General features: G+C 31.2%; 15 protein-coding genes. All 15 read left to right on the top strand.

Translation table 11 applies throughout. From position 1 onward, the window contains the following. Positions 1-5: 5 nt before the first annotated feature. The 15 genes from EJN67_RS08380 (at position 6) to arsB (ending at position 16966) form a co-directional block, all read left to right on the top strand. Complete coding sequence (locus tag EJN67_RS08380; RefSeq protein WP_129723883.1) at positions 6-443, top strand: hypothetical protein; 438 nt, start codon at positions 6-8, stop codon at positions 441-443. Positions 444-664: 221 nt separating this feature from the next. Beyond that, complete coding sequence (locus EJN67_RS08385) at positions 665-1519, top strand: TnsA endonuclease C-terminal domain-containing protein (protein ID WP_129723884.1); 855 nt, start codon at positions 665-667, stop codon at positions 1517-1519. Then, positions 1500-3665, top strand: coding sequence for a Mu transposase C-terminal domain-containing protein (locus EJN67_RS08390; protein ID WP_129723885.1), 2166 nt, complete (start codon positions 1500-1502; stop codon positions 3663-3665). The genes EJN67_RS08385 and EJN67_RS08390 overlap by 20 nt, the downstream gene beginning before the upstream one ends. Continuing rightward, the gene (locus EJN67_RS08395; RefSeq protein WP_243641261.1) at positions 3634-5214 is read left to right on the top strand and encodes an ATP-binding protein; all 1581 of its coding nucleotides are present in this window, start codon (positions 3634-3636) and stop codon (positions 5212-5214) included. The genes EJN67_RS08390 and EJN67_RS08395 overlap by 32 nt, the downstream gene beginning before the upstream one ends. Next, positions 5211-6911, top strand: coding sequence for a TnsD family Tn7-like transposition protein (locus EJN67_RS08400; RefSeq protein ID WP_129723886.1), 1701 nt, complete (start codon positions 5211-5213; stop codon positions 6909-6911). Before EJN67_RS08395 ends, EJN67_RS08400 begins: the two co-directional genes overlap by 4 nt. Before the next feature lie 159 nt (positions 6912-7070). Next, a complete protein-coding gene (locus tag EJN67_RS14040; protein WP_165000805.1) occupies positions 7071-7247 on the top strand; it encodes a hypothetical protein in 177 nt (58 codons plus the stop codon). Then, positions 7244-9643 (top strand): AAA family ATPase, encoded by a 2400-nt coding sequence (locus EJN67_RS08405; RefSeq protein WP_129723887.1) that lies wholly within the window; start codon positions 7244-7246, stop codon positions 9641-9643. The genes EJN67_RS14040 and EJN67_RS08405 overlap by 4 nt, the downstream gene beginning before the upstream one ends. Positions 9644-9947: 304 nt before the next feature. Then, positions 9948-10244 carry a hypothetical protein gene (locus EJN67_RS08410; RefSeq protein ID WP_129723888.1) on the top strand — a complete coding sequence of 99 codons (297 nt, stop codon included), beginning with the start codon at positions 9948-9950 and terminating at the stop codon, positions 10242-10244. 1372 nt (positions 10245-11616) lie between these two features. After that, positions 11617-11925 (top strand): hypothetical protein, encoded by a 309-nt coding sequence (locus tag EJN67_RS08415; RefSeq protein ID WP_003514290.1) that lies wholly within the window; start codon positions 11617-11619, stop codon positions 11923-11925. Positions 11926-12098: 173 nt separating this feature from the next. Continuing rightward, positions 12099-13337, top strand: a complete 1239-nt coding sequence (locus EJN67_RS08420) for a hypothetical protein (RefSeq protein WP_129723889.1) — start codon at positions 12099-12101, stop codon at positions 13335-13337. A gap of 310 nt (positions 13338-13647) precedes the next feature. Further along, the gene (locus tag EJN67_RS08425; protein WP_129723890.1) at positions 13648-13878 is read left to right on the top strand and encodes a PF20097 family protein; all 231 of its coding nucleotides are present in this window, start codon (positions 13648-13650) and stop codon (positions 13876-13878) included. A gap of 77 nt (positions 13879-13955) precedes the next feature. Next, on the top strand, positions 13956-14312 hold the full coding sequence (locus EJN67_RS08430; protein ID WP_003514287.1) for a hypothetical protein: 357 nt from the start codon (positions 13956-13958) through the stop codon (positions 14310-14312). A gap of 48 nt (positions 14313-14360) precedes the next feature. Continuing rightward, a complete protein-coding gene (locus EJN67_RS08435; protein WP_014253539.1) occupies positions 14361-14966 on the top strand; it encodes a DUF6438 domain-containing protein in 606 nt (201 codons plus the stop codon). A gap of 412 nt (positions 14967-15378) precedes the next feature. Then, positions 15379-15777: an ArsR/SmtB family transcription factor gene (locus tag EJN67_RS08440; protein ID WP_014253540.1), complete on the top strand. Its 399-nt coding sequence runs from the start codon at positions 15379-15381 to the stop codon at positions 15775-15777. Between the two features lie 133 nt (positions 15778-15910). Next, on the top strand, positions 15911-16966 hold the full coding sequence (gene arsB, locus EJN67_RS08445) for an ACR3 family arsenite efflux transporter (protein WP_129723891.1): 1056 nt from the start codon (positions 15911-15913) through the stop codon (positions 16964-16966). The last annotated feature ends 137 nt before the right edge of the window (positions 16967-17103 follow it).

Here is a 17103-nt window from a genome sequence, read left to right on the forward strand (position 1 = left end):
TTTACATGAACATAAAAGGGAAGGATATTTATATTAAATTTAACAGCGAAGATATGGAAGTTGAGATTCCTAAACTAATATTGTTTGATGTAGCACGACAAGTAAATAAGTATATTGAGTTTTTGCAGAAAGAAAAGAAGTCTAAAGAGAATTTTGCTATTGGCGATAATATCAATAAGGCAGAAAATATATTTGCCAAAATACTAATAGTTAGCGGTGAACCATATGGACGGCAAGAGGTAATCTTATACTTAACAATTGCAGAGTTTTTGATATTTAGGTACATTGTGTTCTGCAATCATACGATAGTGTATTTTAAATCAATCTTTAACATTTATCATACTGAGAAGTTCAAGGAGTTGTTTCAGCAGATAGAGGGTTTATATGGCAATTTAAGTCGCTCTGAAGTAAGGGAATACTGGAACTATATTAAGAAAAATTAGCCCATAGTGAATAAAGCATTGTTAGGGCAAAATTCTATCAATGCTTTTCCCGTATTATTACTACAAGTAGAAATTTAACGTTTAAAATAAAGTTACTATATGATAGAATTAAAGTACACAGCGAAATGGAATTAATGCCATTGACACAGACATCTGATAAAAGGTGCCATGTAGTCAGTGGCATTTTTTGTTTGCGATTTTCATTTAAAGGAGAGAAAAGGATGGCCAAAAGAAGAAATAATTGGGATGCAAAAAAACTGGATAGGTGGATAAAGGAGGGTAGGGGACAAGGAGAAGGAGAAAATTATAAATCTTGGTTAACGATTCAGGATTTTCCTAGTATGGGTAGGGCAACAAGAGTATTTGGATGGACAACGAACCGAATTCATCATTTTTTCTCTGATTGTCAACTCAAATACTTTTACCTGCTCGACTGGGATGAAAGAGTGATTGATATACGAGAACATTATGCATTACTAGATTTAGAAACAGTTTTAATTGATACATCAGATTTACGATTAGATAAGTTTATAGATAAGAAGAGCAAGGAACCCTACATATTAACTACTACATTTCTAATTACGTTAGTAGATAATAATGGAGAGAAGAATTTTGCAGCAAGAAGTATAAAGTATGCTTCGGAATTAAATAAAAAGAGTACTATAGAGAAACTGGAAATTGAAAGGAGGTATTGGAAAGTAAGAGGTATAGAGTGGGGAATCGTAACAAATAAGGATATCAACTCTGTAAGAGCAAAAAACATAGAATGGGTTCATTCAGCAATGAACTCTAACACCTATAATGGAATTTCTCAAGAGGAATTTATGGGGTATTTAGATGGATTATTATATAGAATCCATGATAGTAAAGGCAGTGTTAAGAACATTATATCGGGATTTGAAAAAGATTATTCTCTAGATGTAGGGGCGGGGTTACTACTATTCAAACATTTAATTGCAGATAAAAGGATTATCCTGAATATGGATAAATCTATTAACATTAATCAGATTGACAGTAAATCCATATACATACCTAAAGTAAGTGGAGGAGGTAATGATGTTAGACTATACGGCTAATTCTTTAATTGAATGGAAAAGTGAAGGTGAGGATTCTAGTGTTGAAAGGGTACTTTGGCTGGATGATGAAATTGCATATGTTATTAACATAAATAAAAATAAAGTACCTTTTTTTCGAAGACTAAAGGATATAGATGAAGCGTTAGCAAATGATAAGGCAGAAATAAAAGAAGAAGATAATTTAATAGTTGTATCAAAAGAAGAAGATATTCCTCAAAAGCACAAGGAAATCAGAGATAGGGCTTGGGAGATTATTAGGGATATGGTAGATAAGGAACCAGAAATTTTTAAATCCACTTATAGAAGAAGGTTGATTAGACAGGTATCTAAATCTTATGGAGTCAGTGAAGGCTGGATATTGGAATACTTAAAACGATATTGGAAGAGAGGTAAAACCCGTAATGCATTACTACCAGATTACAGGAATTGTGGTGCTAAGGGAAAAGAGAGAAAGGCTGGAGATGTGAAACGCGGGAGACCAAGAAAGCATCAGGATATTACGGGAGAAGGAATTAATGTAACAGAGGATATTAAGAAAATCTTTCGTATTGCCATAAATAAATATTACTATACAACAGCAAAGAATTCACTAACGTTGACGTATGAACTGATGAGAAAAGAATATTTTACAGACGGCTATAAAGAAGTAAATGGAGTAAAGATACCTCTTTTGAAACCACAATCTGGGATTCCTTCTTTCGGACAGTTTAACTACTGGTTCCAGAAAGAGCGAAATATAAAAAAAGAAATCTCAAGTAGGTATAGTAATAAAAAGTACCAAAAACAATATAGACCTATAATAGGTAATTCTTTAGATGGAGTATTTCAGCCTGGAACATTTGAAATTGACTGTCAGGTAGGAGATGTATACTTGGTTTCAAGATTTAACAAGAACTGGATTATAGGTAGACCAGCCATTTATGCCGTGGTAGATAAGTTTAGCAGAATGATATGTGGGCTATATGTTGGACTTGAAACAGGCTCTTATGCAGGAGCGATGATGGCACTTGCAAATGCTACTACAAATAAAGTTAAGTTTTGCAAGCAGTTTGGTATAGAGATAGAAGAAAAAGATTGGCCAGTTCACCACTTAGCAGAAACTATTATTGCAGATAGGGGAGAACTTGAAGGTGGTAATATTGATAATCTTATTAATACTCTAAATGTGAAAGTTCAAAATACACCACCATACCGAGCCGACCTTAAGTCAGCCGTTGAAAGGTTTTTTGGTCTTACAAATGAAAGAACGAAGCCCTTTCTTCCAGGAGTGGTGGATTTAGATAGTAGAGAACGAGAACGAGGTGATAAAGACTACAGAACAGGGGCCAAGTTGGACTTACATCAATTCACACAGGTAATGATTAAGTGCATCCTATATCATAACAATCACTATCATCTGGATTATTACAAGAGAGACCAAGATATGCTAGAAGATAATGTTCCTTGTATTCCAATAAAATTATGGAACTGGGGGATAGCAAATCGTGGAGGAACACTTAGAACAGTTCCTGAGGATGTAATTAAGTTGGCACTTATGCCATCGGATATAGCAACTGTGACTGCAAAAGGAATTAAGTACAAGGATATGTATTATACGTCCAAATCTATATTAAAGAGTGGGGCATTTGCAAATGCGAGAACTAAGGGGAGGCAGAAAGTAAAGATAAGTTATGACCCAAGAAATATGGATTATATATATGTCTATGATGACCCAAAAGAATATGAGAAATGTTTCTTAGTGGATGATAACAGTAGATATAGAGACAAAACACTTGAAGAAATAGAGTATCTATTAGTAGTGGAAAAGATGCAAAGAGAAAAGAATCAGGATAATGAAGCACAGGCCAAGACTCAACTCATTACCGAAATCGAAGATATAGTTCAACAAGCAGAGGAAGACTACAATAAAGAAACAAGCGTTGTAGAAAGTGATAGGCAAAGGATAAAGAATATAAGTGGAAATAGGAAGGCTGAAAAGACAGTGAGACGGATAGAAGAAGCATTTAACTTGGAAAATGATAATGAAGAAAATCAAGATAATTCGAACGAAAAAGTAGAAACGGAAGAAATGGATGCTTTAGATTTACTATTTCAAAAACAGAAAGAGGTGATGAATGATGAAGGAAGTAATAATACCAAATGGTAGTGTTGCAGTAGAGGCAGAATACAAAGACCAGATAATTCCAGATTACAGAGGTAATCCTTTTATAGAGGCACTTCCAAATATTCTTTCACCACAAGATGTAATAGAAAGATTGGCTTTTTATCCAGAATATAATAAAAGTGAGAGAGAGGTAGAAAGTCATTATAGAATTTACATGATAGATAGATTATTTCAGGTATTTCAGCCACTTCCTATGAATCTGGAACTAGAAAGTAAAATATCTCGTGCAATAAGACAAGGCTATATCTCTAGAAATCCATTTGATAAGAAATTAGGAGCAGGTTTTTATAATGAATATTATGGGGGACAAGCCATAGGTTTGGCAAATATAGATGAAGATTATTTATCACCTCTTGGGTTTAGCCTAATAGGAATTTCAGGTATAGGAAAAACGGCAGCCCTTAATAGAATTCTAAATTTATATCCACAAATAATTATACATTCTGAGTATAGAAATATCCATTTTTCAAATTATCAAGTAGTATGGATGAGGCTGGAATGCCCTTTCGATGGGTCAATAAAAGGCTTAATGTATCAATTTTTTTCTGAGATAGACAGGCTTCTTGGCACAAACCATTATGAAAAGGTTGTGAGAACAAGAGCAACTGTAGATTCCATGATGGTTGTAATGAATCAGGTAGTCCGAAATAGTTCGTTAGGGTTATTAGTTATAGACGAAATACAGCATCTTAGTATGGCAAAGTCTGGAGGAAGTGAAAAGATGTTAAACTTCTTTGTTAATCTGGTCAACTGTATAAGCCTTCCAATTATTCTGGTTGGTACTCCTAAGTCATTGAAGGTGCTTCAAGGAGATTTCAGACAGGCAAGAAGAGGGTCTAGTTCTGGAGATATGGTATGTGATAGATTACAGAAAGGTGAAGTGTGGGACTTACTTATTAATTCTGTATGGTATTATCAATGGACACGAAAAGAAACACCTTTAACAAAAGAATTAAGCAATATATTATATGAAGAAACCCAAGGAATACCAGATTTAGTTAAAAAGGTATATGCAATTTCTCAGGCAGAGGCTATTAATAGTGGTAAGGAAGAGGTCACCCCTAAAATTATTAGGAAGGTAGCAAAAGAGAAATTCAAATTAGTTAAACCAATGCTAAATGCATTAAAAACTAATAACTTAAGGGAAATTGCTAAGTTTGATGATATCAATTTAATGGATATTGATTTTAAAGACACATTAACAAGGACAAAAGAATCAATAAAATTGGATTTAAAAGCAAAGGAAATGATAAATAAGGGGAAAAAGGAACAACAAGATAATGTAAATGAAGATAGCAAGAAACGAGTTAGAACAAATATAAGAAGCAAGGTTAAACCTTTACAAGATGATAAAGTAGTAAATGAATCAGGTGGAATCAAGGACAATAAAGATGAGTTTGATAAGGATGATATTCGATTTGTTGTAGAGCAAGGAAAAGGCAATAATAAAAGTCCTTATGAGTCATTAAAAGAATCAGGGTATATTATTTCTTTTAATGATGATATTTTTTCTAAGGAGGTGGTATCTTGAACTTTTTTCCAACATCCTATCCTGATGAAATTTTATATAGCACATTTGCGCGTTACTGTATAAGAAGTGGCAATGTACGTGAGATACATAATTTTGAGGATTTATTTGGAACAAGAAATTGCGTAGCGTCTTTGGAATTACCAACACATCTTGATGCTTTAATTAGTAACATGCCTGTGGGAGCAAAGTATACAGCAGAGTATCTTATATATAAACACACTTTATTTCCTTTTGTTGCAGCCTTTATACCAAAAGAACGTGCAAAAAAGATAATTCAAACTATGAGAAATGGAGAAGGTGCTATTTCTTACAATAGGACAGGATTATTATCTATTACATTAAATCGATATTTTAGATTTTGTACACAATGTTTTAAAGAAGATGTAGAAATATATGGTGAACCATATTGGCATCGGCTACATCAAGTAACAGGTGTGTATATATGTCCTAAACATAAAATTCCCCTTTATAACAGTACACAACTCATACGAGCAGGGAATAGACAGAGATTTATCGGTGCATCTCATGAAAATTGTAAAGTAGATGAAGAAATAACTTATTCAAAAGACTTAACTAAGAAGATGCTTTGGATGGCAGAGGATGTACAAGTTTTACTAAACAATCAATTTGAGTTTAAGGAGCCAGAATGGTTTAGAAGTCAATTTCGAGTAAAATTAGTTGAGAAGGGCTATGCCAGAATGAACAACTATATCCATCAAAAGAGATTAAAGCAGGACTTTATAAACTTTTATGGAGAAGAGTATTTAAATCTTGTTCAATCTCCTCTTACTATGAATAGTAAGGGATGGTTGCCAGACTTGGTTAGAAAAAATGACAGAACTACTTATGCAATACGATATCTATTGTTGGCAAGGTTTCTTGAAGTTCCTATCGTTGATTTATTTAATACAAAACTTGCAACTAATGCTGAAGGAGAAAATACTATTGATGCATACCAAGAACTATGGGACCAAAGATTAATAGAACTATCCCAATCAGGATTATCCATAAGAGCAATAGCAGAGATATTAGAATCCTCTACAAAAACAATAAGAAAGGCAATTGATAGATTAGAAATAGAAGAGTTTTGGAAGTTTAATGGTGGTGGAAAATATCTTTATAATAAGTTTACCGATACAGAGGAATTTAAAGTAAAGAAGAAAGATTTAAGAGAAAAATGGCTTGAACTTCACTCCCAACACCCTAACAAAAGTAGCAATCAAATGAGAAAGGATAATGATGGAGTTTATGCTTGGTTAAAAAAATATGATAGTGAATGGATAGAAAAACACTATAGAAGGATTGATAATAAAGTTAATCCTGTTAATTGGGAGAATAGAGATGCTGAACTCCTTACAAAGGTTAAAGAAGTGATAAAAGATATGAAAGAAGGCAAGCCTGAGCAGATAACATGGACAACTGTAGGGAGCAAATTAGGAATTAGTGGTTGGTTATCAAAAAAGAAAGAGAAACTTCCATTAACAAAGGCATTTGTAGAACCACAAATAGAGAGCCTAGAAGAATATCATATAAGAAAGATTAAATGGGGGATTGAGGAGTTAGAAAGACAAGGAAAGGAAGTAACGTTATGGAACTTGGTGGAAACAGCAGGCGTTAGGCCACAATATATGAAACCTATTTCCAGAGAAATTCAAAAGATATTAAAAGATAAAGGATATAATATTGACTTTATTTGAAGAGGTATTCATTATAATAATGTTATATGATGATATATAAGTTTATTGTGGAAATATCCGATATAATTAATAGAGAAAAGAGGATTGAAGATATCTGATAATGATGGATATCTTAGAACAAATGATATCAAAAGTTTTACAAAAGAAAGGGGGAGAAAAATGGATGATAAATCTTTTGCATCTGATATATTGAATAAAACAATTGATAAGTTAAATCTACAGCAAGATTGGTTGCAGGAGTATACTAATATTTTTAAAGATTTGTTTCAACAAAATAAATATGATAACCAGGAGGAGATTTATAAGGCCATAGAGCAGGGGGTTAACAAAATATGATAAAAAGTATTGATATTGAGAATTTAAGGGGGATAAGGTGCAACACACATCTAGATTTAGACAGTAAATCTTTAATTATTTTTGGTGAAAATGGCAAAGGTAAAAGTTCAATTATTGATGGAGTTGAATATGCAATTACAAAGGATATTAAGCACATTTCATCAGCATGTAGGGAAGTATCATTACAAAAACATGCTCCTAATATATCCGCGAATTTTCAAGATATAAAGGTTCAAGTGGAGTTTAAGGATGGAAGTATATTGTCTAACCGAGAAGAACCTAAAAAGGATACATTAGCCTATAAAATAAATAATAGTGTAACAGGAAATATAAATATTTTAAGACGCTCTCAACTATTAAATGCAGTTTTTGCTCAACCAAAGGAAAGATATGATTTATTAAAACAATTCTTACCACTTACTGAAATAAATAAATTTGAAAATGCTTCTAAAGGAGCAGTTGATAAGTTAAAAGAAGACTTAATCAGTTTTCAAACAGAGATTGAGAATCATAAGAAGAATATTCAAAATACTCTTGATATAAAGAATTTAGATTCAGTTACTACTGACAATATTACCTCAATACTTACGAATAAGGGCAAGCAACTTAATTTAGAAGATTTAAAGAATTTAGAGGAAATACCAAGATACATAGAAAAGGTTGAGGATTATGTAAAAAGTATAGGAAATATAAAATTAGATACAGTTATAAGAAGTCTTTTAAGTTTGTTAAGTGAAGTAATTGATAAAAAATCACCCGAACAGTTTGCAAAAGTAATTTTCGATAATATCAACTCAAAACTTGATTTGGTTGAGAAACAAAAGATTATTTTTTATGAGGAATTTCTTACTACAGGCATTCAATGGTTACAGGAAGATAATAAATCACTATGCCCATTTTGTGAAAGTCCGATAGATGTACCAAGTGTTGTAGAAAGAGTAAATAAGAGAATAGAAGAAAATTCAGAGTATTCAACACTTAAAAAGGAGTTTCAAAAACATTATGATATATTGCAGTCGGAATTGAAATGTTGGAAAGATAAAGTAGTTAAGATTAGAAGTATAAATAAAGAACTGAATGATGGAAATATTGAACATTTATGTAAGACAATTGAGGATAATACTGAAAACTTCATAAAATTAGTTCCTAAAAGTATACAAGAAAATATAATTGAAAAGAATTTACCTAATTGGGACGATTCCATTTATAAAAATGCTAATTATCTAAAAAATGAATATAGCAACAAGTTGATTCCAAATGATACTGTGTCATTAGTTAATCAAGCAGTAAGATTCATACATGACTTAAAAATTGTAAATGATAACCTTATTAATATAAACAAAAAAACTAATCAATATAACATTTCAAATAAAAGATATAAAATAACTAAGAAATTTTATGAAGAATTAGTTCGTCAACGTAAAAATTCTGTACAGGAAATTTATAATGATATTAGAGAAGATATTAATAATTATTATAATAGTATGCATCCTGAAGAAAATATAGGTGGTATAGATTTAAAAATAAAAGATTCTTCAAGTAAGGGGAGTGCTATAATAGAATCAAGTTTCTATGAGAAGGATGGTGAAGACCCAAGAGCATATTATAGTGAAGCACATCTTGATACCTTAGGATTATCGATGTTCTTAGCATTATATAAACGAGAATGTTTGAAAAATAAAGACTTAAAGTTTTTAATATTAGATGATATATTTACATCAGTAGATGCCTCGCATAGAATTAATATTATAAATCTTATTTTTACTGAATTCAAAGAACATCAATTAATTATTACAACTCACGATATTGTTTTATATAGGGAAATTCTTGAGTTAGAGAAATTATACGGTGGAAATAGCAAGTTTAAAAATATTGAGATATGCGAGTGGGTGAAAGATGAGGGACCTATACTAGATGATACTAGGTCAGAAATTGAAAAATTAATACAACTTTCTAATAACCATAGAACAGACAAAAGTATCCTTGCTTCTGCAACTGGCATTTTCTTAGAATTACTCTTATCAAAATTACGATATTCTTTAGAGTTATCAATTCCTGCTAAGTATCAGGATAAATATACAATTGCCGATATTTGGAATAATCTATATTCGAAACTAAAGAAGAATAAAGAATTTTATAATTCTAACTCAAAGGTATTGGATGCTATAAATACTTCTAAGTTTATTAGAAATACAAATGGGTGCCATTACAATGAGTGGGCACAAGGAGTATCTAAGGATGAAATAAGACAGTTTACAAATAATGTTATAAGTTTTTATGAGATAATATACTGTAGCAATTGTAATTCTTTAATAAAAAAGAGTAATGGTAATGAAGATTATCAATGTAAATGTTCGAGGTTACAATATCAAAAAAGCAAATTGTTAATTTCATAAATGTTGAATTCTGTGTTGGAGTCAAATAAAAACATTTATTTTTAATATCACCAAGTCCTTAAAACCTTTTCCCTTATCCCTGTATCTATGTCTACATCAAATAAACTTCTTTCATTTTTTAAAATGTCTGAAGTGAAGCAAATAAAGTAGTGTTAGAAAACCATAGGGAAAAGGTATAAGGAATGCCTTGGAACTATGGTTTTTTTATTAGATTTTTTATTAGAAGAAAGAAGAGATGGCTTGGTTAAACCCATAAAAACCAATGGATGGAGAGATTGATTAGAAAAGAAAATGGACATGAGAAATGGATAAAAACCACTCATTCATCTTCATTCCAAAACATCATTTTATAAGTACTTTATTTTCGGTTTTTGAGGTAAAAATCAGGAAATGTAAGGACTTTAGAAGGGCAGGTTTAAGGGGAAAGGGGAAAAGAGGGAAAAATGGGAAAAATCAACAAGCCAGTGTTTATGGGTGTTTGAGGGGAATCTATGTGAGGACTTTGTTTGAAAAGGGAGGTTTGATTGTTTTAAGTGCACAATATTTGTCTACATCAAATAAACTCCTTTCATTTTTCAAATGTTTGAGAAGGAGTAAATAAAGTACTTTTAGGAAACATGGTTTATTAGGGATAAGGAAATACCCTGTAGGCCATGTTTTTTTATTAGGAATTTTAAGGTGAAAAGGAATAAGGGATAAGGTTTAAATTCAGTAAAATCAATGGATTGAGAGATTGAATGGAAGTAAAAATGGAGAGAAGAAATGGAAAGAATTCTCCTTAAACCTTCTTCCTTAACTCTCTATAAATCCTCAATTTTGCAACTACTTTATTTTCATTTTTTCCATTGAAAAATCAAAAATGCAACTACTTTAAATTGTGAAAAACAAAAATGGAGTAAATAAACGGATAATTGGAAGAAAATAACAAGCCAGTGTTTTCAAGGGTTTGAGGGGTGCTGGTGAGAGAACTTTATTTGAAAAAAGTGAGGAGTTTGTTTGATGAACACATAGTTAGGATTAAGGAAAAAGGGGTAAGGAAAATAGGAAATATTTTGGGCTTAAAATAGGGGTTAATTAGTTGTTTCAAAAATAAAATAAAGTTGTATTATCTAAAGGGATAAGGAATAAGGGAAAGTGTTGAAAATACTGGAGTTAATAGAGTTCCAAGACACAAGATAAATGGGAAATAAAGGTAATTTGTAATAGGACTTTATTTACTTTTTAGATATAACATAGGACTTTTTTTCTGTTTCTAAAAATGATATGTTTAAAATTATCAGAAACAGAAAAGTTGTTTCATAAGCGGTAAAGTTCTATCAAAATGAAAATAAAGTCCTTATATTAAGATTTTATTCACATTTCTTGATGCAAGAATGGGGATAAAGTATAAAAAATATTAGGGAGATGTGGATAAAAGGGTAAAGGGATAAGGACATTATTTACTTTTTATAATAACTTGGCATATTTTTTCTGTTTCAGAAATGATGAAGAAGAAATTATAGAAAAAGAAAAGGTATTTTTACGGATGTTAAAGTTCTTTTATAATAAAAATAAAGTTGTGGTATTGAAAGGTATAAGGAACAAGGGCAAATATTGGAAATACGAGATTTGATATGGGTTTAATGGATAAAGTGATTGGTAATTGTAGGGAGTTGATGCAAGGACTTTATTTGCATTTCCTATAGAACATGCTCTGCTTTTTCTGTTTTTAAAAATTGAAGCATGATAATTTTAAAAAAGAAAAACAAATTTATAACTGATAAAGTTCTAATAAAATGAAAACAAAGTTGAAAAAACATATTTGGTTGTTTGAATTTATAGATATATGATGAATGCTATTTTATATAAATTCTTAATAAATATACTGCAGAAGCATTTGTTATGATTGAAATAATAATAAGAATTGTGTTATATTGCAAATAAATGGTGAAGTTCATGGTTATAAATAGGTTTTATATGAAAGGGTGAAGATTATGGAAAGAAAAAAAGTAATAAATTTTTCAAACAGATTTTTTAGCAATTTAGAACAACTTGGTTTGGATTTTAATAAGGCAAAACAAAATATCCTTTCTCACATTGAAGAAAAGGAAAAAGACCTAAGTCTGGATAAAAGGATGGTATTTTATACTCCATATATAGAGGATGGCAAAAAATATATGCTGGCTGGCTTTGTAACAAAAAAGGAAAAATCTATTTTTATAGAAGCCAACAGCATATGGGATAAGGGGTTTAATCCTGAGGACATAATAGTTACAGAAACAAATATTAGGATTATCAAATAGTTAAAGTCAAGAGTGGGTTTTGGGTATAAGACAATAGCACCAGTGACAAACATGTCAAGCAATAAATTTAAAATTGAGGCATTACAGTCTTACTATAATACGATTTAATAAGTGATATAAGTTGATTTAGAAGGTTTTTATTTTAATAACTGCGAGTTAAGGGGGGAATAAAATTGTATTTTAACAAACAATATTTTCAATTATTTGGCGAAAAAGAATTTGATACTTATGAACGTGAGCAGATAGTTGCCATAAAGGATGAAATTGAAAGAGAGTCAGAAAATTATATTTTGAATGTGAATGAAACAGAATTTATTAATTATATAACGAATAAATATGTATTAAAAGAGCCACAATTTGATTACGATAATATATTCGTCTCTACATATCAGAAAGACATAGAAGGTAAATATTGGCCTAGAAGATATAATGTATATGATGATAAATTTTATTCTGTAGATGTAATAGTATATCATATTCCCTTTGTTGGAATGTCTGAATTGTTAAAATACACACCTAATCCTAGAATGCTCTGGACTGAAAAAGTATATATAGAAGAACAATGTTTATGTTATGAGATAATTAGTTTTGAAAAAGATGCTAGTAAAGTTAAAAGAGAGTTTGAAAGTTTTGTTAATAATCTAAATCAGCAATTGAATAATTTACTCGGGAATATACAACAATATAACGACAAGTTATATAATTTCGTAAAATCTACTCTACAATCAAAAAAACAAAAAATATTAGAGAAAAATAATATGCTTGCAGCACTTGGTGTACCAATAAAAAAAGTAGATAATATTTCAAAAACTTTTTCTGTACCTATATCAAAATCAAAAAAAGAAATAGTTCTAAAGCCAAGTGTTACAGAAAAGGGATTTACACCTGAACCAACGCTAGACCCTGGTATATATGAAGATATACTAGCCACAATATACGATGTGGGAAAGCAATTTGAACGTATGCCTTCAATATATTCCGGAAAAGAAGAAGAACATTTAAGAGACCATTTTTTATTGTTTCTCCAACCGAGGTATGAATGGTCTGCCACAGGAGAGACATTCAATAAATCTGGGAAAACAGATATTTTAATAAGGTATAATAACTCGAATATATTTATAGCAGAATGCAAGTTCTGGAAGGGACCTAAAAATTATCTGGCGACAATCACTCAATTGCTTGGATATTTGACATGGAGGGATTCAAAGGCTGCAGTAATTATTTTTGTGCAAAATAAAGATTTTTCCGCTGTGTTGAAGAGTGTTGAGGAAACGACAAACCAACATCCAAATTATTTGGGATTTGTGAATAAACAGAATGATTCTTGGTTTAACTATAGATTTCACATTAACGGAGATAAGAATCGAGAGGTAAAAGTTGCAGTTTTACTGTTTCATATTCCTAGTATATAACTAAAATAAGTTCTACTCCATGATAATAACTTCTCTCTGTAAAAATAAAGTTCATTCAAGAATCCCGCTGTAGATGCAGAATAACTCCTGCTTTACTGTGGGATTTTTGATTTTCAGGGAGAGAAGGATAAAGTTTTGAGGGTTTGGGGCTGGAGCATGATTATTTTAAATATACATCTTTAGGGATACAAGGGTAATGAAGAGATAGAAAAGTAGATGTTCTTATAGATTATAGTGTAAAATAAAGGTATGTGATATATACTTGTAGAATTATGCGAATAAAGACTTTATTATTTTAGGAGATGAATTTATGATATGTCCTTACTGTGGTAAAGAGATGAGATACGGAGTAATTCAGAGTCAACATGAAATTAGTTGGAAACCTAAAAAAGGAAAGTTTTTCGCAACTGCTCAATTTAGTAAAGAAGCAATTATTCTGTCTGAGTTTTCTTTTCTTAAAGGTTCATGTGTTGAAGCATACTGCTGTGATGATTGTAGAAAAATTGTTATAGATTATGGCGATGGGAATTTATCAGAATAATATCATATACTTATTTTGTTCGCATTTTTCTATAAATATTTGTTGGGTTGAACATACTTGCATGGAGGGGTTATAATTTGGCAAAGCATGAGTTTGGAATAATTGATTCTATTGAAAAAAATAGGTGGTATAGTGAATATGAACCTGTAAAATATAATTGTGTTTCTGTCAGCGATGATTTAATAGAAGAATTAATTACGAAGTATAATGAAGAATTAATGGCAATAAAGACATATTTTCAGGTTACAACCCAACCAGGTGTAGGATTAGATTATTGTGGTGTAACGCTTATCCCTCCAGAATCTCTTAAGCAATTTAGAGATGTTATTATAAAGGCAAATAGCCATTATCAATCGCAGGAACTTAAATTGCTTATTGAAAAGGTATCTGATGCAATTATTAAAAATAAGTATTTAATTCACTATGGAATATAGTATTTTTTATATAAGAATATGAATATACAGATGAAAAGGGGGAGTATCATGTTTGAATATATAAAATTGCAAAGAACAATGTGTTTTGGGACTTGCCCTGTTTATAGTGTTATGGTAGATAAAGAGGGTAATGTAAATTATTATGGAGAAATGTTTGTATATAAGAGCGGAGAGCATTATTGGAAGATATCAGAGAAAAAAGTAAATCAGTTAAATGACTTGATTGGGGATTTTGGGTTTAAGTCTTTTATATATGAGCCAGGGGATGAGTTTATTACAGACCGTCCTTCTTGCATCACCACAGTAAAGTATTCTAATGGAGAAACCAAAGAAATTGACCACTATTATGGACATATTTCGATAGATGATAGTCTGACAGCATTTGAAAATAAGATAGAAAGAATTATAGGCACAAAAAAATATGTAAATCCAACGTTGTACATATACTTTGTTGAAGAAAAGATTTTAAAGCCATCAATAAGATACATGGTTATTTCTGCTACGGAAAAAGAAGCAATATCTCTAGTAGAAAAAGACTGCACTAATCAAGAAGCATTAAAATGGAAAACCAGGAAGATTGGTGTTGCTACAGATGATTATTATGAACCGCTAATACTTATGAGAGAGTTTAAGTACAGTAATGAGAATTTATAGGAAGATATGAAAATCGGGAAAAAATATGATATAATATATAATGATATATAAAAGCCAAGGTGAGCCAACACTTTGACTTTAGTAATGTTTTTTTGGTTATATAGGCCTATTAGGATTTTTGAGGATGCTTTGGAGATTTGGCAGTCTTTACAAGGCATTTTTTTCTTACTGTCTGTATAAGTTATGTCTTACTCATTTAAAAAAATCTTTTTAAGTGAATCTTAGGTGTTTTTTGGTCTATTCAAAACTTGTGATGCTGCGCAATTATTTTCTCAGATAGTCCATTACGGTATTGTATCCACTGGTCTTTTGAATTAAATTAAGACAAAAAGGACTATGCATTTATTGACAAAAGCAAAAATTAGCATTATTATATGAGTATAAATGAATATAATCATATGGTGGTGATAAATTGGATTTAATAGAAATCTTTAAAGCGTTGGGAGATGAAAACAGAATTAGAATACTCAATTTGCTAATAAGACAGGAACTCTGTGTGTGCGAGATAGAAACAGTGCTGGATATGACGCAGTCTAATGCTTCAAGGCATCTAAATAAATTAAAAACTTCAGGTATTATAACCAGTGAAAAGAAATCGCAATGGGTCTATTACAGAGTTGATAACGATTTTATTAAAGAAAATGACCTACTGTATGAATTTATTAAAAATAAGTTGGCTGAAAATACACAATTGCAAAGAGATATAGAAAGACTTAAAAAATATAAAAATAGTAACTTTACATGTGAGCAACTGCGGGAAGATAAAAGTCAGGTTCTTAAGTATCTTCGAGAGCAGTGCAAAAACAATTGATAAAATTATAAAAATAGAAAATATGATTTTAGTTATTTTTCTGTAAAAATTTAAATTAGTCACTATATGATTATAACAGAATATAATCATATAGTAAAAACAAGATAATTCAAATGGACTGGGGGCATAAAACATGAGTAGCAAAGAAGCAATGCAAGAAAAAAAAGGATTAGGTTTTTTCGAAAAGTACCTTACACTGTGGGTAGCAGCATGTATTATAGTAGGAGTTGCAATAGGACAATTAATTCCTGCAATCCCTGAAACTTTGAGCAAATTTGAATATGCAAATGTATCAATTCCTGTTGCTATTCTGATATGGCTCATGATATACCCTATGATGCTGAAAATTGATTTTTCAAGCATTATTAGGGCAACAAAGAAACCGAAGGGACTTATAGTCACTTGTGTAACAAACTGGCTTATCAAGCCTTTTACCATGTATCTTATAGCAGCGTTTTTCTTAAAAGTAGTATTCAGCAGGTGGATTGGCCAAGATTTGGCCACAGATTACCTCGCGGGTGCAGTGTTGCTGGGAGCGGCGCCATGTACTGCTATGGTGTTTGTATGGAGTTATCTGACAAAAGGCGACCCTGCTTATACATTAGTTCAGGTGGCAGTTAATGACTTAATTATATTGTTTGCATTTACACCAATTGTAGCATTCCTATTAGGTGTAAGTAATGTAAGCGTTCCTTATGATACGCTGGTATTATCTACAATCCTGTTTGTTGTAATCCCTTTGGCAGGAGGATACCTTACAAGAAGGAACATCATCAAACATAAGGGTATAGAGTATTTTGAAAACGTTTTTCTCAAAAAATTTGATAATGTAACTATCGTAGGTTTGCTTCTTACTTTAGTAATTATTTTCTCTTTCCAGGGTGAAATAATTTTAAGTAATCCCCTGCATATTATATTAATTGCCATACCATTAATTATACAGACATTTTTTATATTCTTCATCGCATATGGATGGGCAAAGATATGGAAACTTCCCCATGATATAGCAGCCCCTGCAGGGATGATTGGAGCAAGCAACTTCTTTGAACTTGCAGTTGCAGTGGCTATTTCACTCTTTGGCCTGGAATCTGGAGCCGCTCTTGCAACAGTTGTAGGAGTATTGGTTGAAGTCCCGGTCATGCTTACGTTGGTCATGATTGCAAATAATACAAGGCATTGGTTTCAATAAACTTATAAAAAAAGCATTCCTGTAGTAAAGTAATTTGCCCTTTGTAAAAAGAGGCACCTCCTGATAAAATACTGGGTATAGAGTGTTGCAACACTTATCCCTAAATAATAAGGAGGTACCTCATATGAATTATACAC

It is taken from the genome of Xylanivirga thermophila, assembly GCF_004138105.1.
In the GTDB taxonomy this organism is placed as follows: Bacteria; Bacillota; Clostridia; order Caldicoprobacterales; family Xylanivirgaceae; genus Xylanivirga; species Xylanivirga thermophila.

What these genes read in the sequence shown, in the direction of transcription:
- EJN67_RS08380 (WP_129723883.1), top strand. Translation starts at nt 6, where the DNA reads ATGAACATAAAAGGGAAGGATATTTATATTAAATTTAACAGCGAAGAT.
- EJN67_RS08385 (WP_129723884.1), top strand. Translation starts at nt 665, where the DNA reads ATGGCCAAAAGAAGAAATAATTGGGATGCAAAAAAACTGGATAGGTGG.
- EJN67_RS08390 (WP_129723885.1), top strand. Translation starts at nt 1,500, where the DNA reads ATGTTAGACTATACGGCTAATTCTTTAATTGAATGGAAAAGTGAAGGT.
- EJN67_RS08395 (WP_243641261.1), top strand. Translation starts at nt 3,634, where the DNA reads ATGATGAAGGAAGTAATAATACCAAATGGTAGTGTTGCAGTAGAGGCA.
- EJN67_RS14040 (WP_165000805.1), top strand. Translation starts at nt 7,071, where the DNA reads ATGGATGATAAATCTTTTGCATCTGATATATTGAATAAAACAATTGAT.
- EJN67_RS08405 (WP_129723887.1), top strand. Translation starts at nt 7,244, where the DNA reads ATGATAAAAAGTATTGATATTGAGAATTTAAGGGGGATAAGGTGCAAC.
- EJN67_RS08410 (WP_129723888.1), top strand. Translation starts at nt 9,948, where the DNA reads ATGGATAAAAACCACTCATTCATCTTCATTCCAAAACATCATTTTATA.
- EJN67_RS08415 (WP_003514290.1), top strand. Translation starts at nt 11,617, where the DNA reads ATGGAAAGAAAAAAAGTAATAAATTTTTCAAACAGATTTTTTAGCAAT.
- EJN67_RS08425 (WP_129723890.1), top strand. Translation starts at nt 13,648, where the DNA reads ATGATATGTCCTTACTGTGGTAAAGAGATGAGATACGGAGTAATTCAG.
- EJN67_RS08435 (WP_014253539.1), top strand. Translation starts at nt 14,361, where the DNA reads ATGTTTGAATATATAAAATTGCAAAGAACAATGTGTTTTGGGACTTGC.
- arsB (WP_129723891.1), top strand. Translation starts at nt 15,911, where the DNA reads ATGAGTAGCAAAGAAGCAATGCAAGAAAAAAAAGGATTAGGTTTTTTC.